The sequence below is a fragment of the Haloarcula sp. Atlit-7R genome (assembly GCF_003666065.1).
GTDB lineage: Archaea > Halobacteriota > Halobacteria > Halobacteriales > Haloarculaceae > Haloarcula > Haloarcula taiwanensis.
Window position 1 is genome coordinate 1 of sequence record NZ_QXIK01000107.1, and the last position, 450, is coordinate 450.

Annotated in this window: 1 pseudogene; it reads right to left on the reverse strand. The window is 45.3% G+C overall.

Annotation, left to right across the window (positions count from 1 at the left end):
- A pseudogene (locus D3D01_RS24740) lies at positions 1-294 on the reverse strand (Tat (twin-arginine translocation) pathway signal sequence domain protein); the annotation flags it as partial.
- Between the last annotated feature and the right edge of the window lie 156 nt (positions 295-450).

Sequence of the window (450 nt, forward strand, 5' to 3'; positions counted from 1 at the left end):
CGTATTTGTATCCGGCTTTGTTCGATCTTGAGCCTGCTTAGTTGGTGAATCAGGAATCGAAGAGGTTCTTTTAGGTCGAGGAGGGCGTTTTGGTGGGCGTTGTTTAGCCTTTCCTGTTCCTCTTTTATTTTGGTTTGTCAGCTTTACGTTTGATTCAGGGACTGTTTTACCAGTTGGGAGCCCAACTGTAGGTTCTTCGGCACTAGCGGTGCCAACTATACCAGATGTGAAACCAGCAGCGCCAATCATTTGGAGGGCTTTCCTTCGTGTCACTTTTTCGTTCTTTCGTGCCACATTACATGTTTATGATTGGGACATTATAGAGTTAATGGCACTGTCTAGATAAGGCACGAGCAGGACGAAAAGTTAGTGATCTATGCTACTCTCAAACCTGCTCAAAGTGCTGTGTTGAATAGCGCTCTTGAGCAGGAATGAAGATCGGAAAGCAAC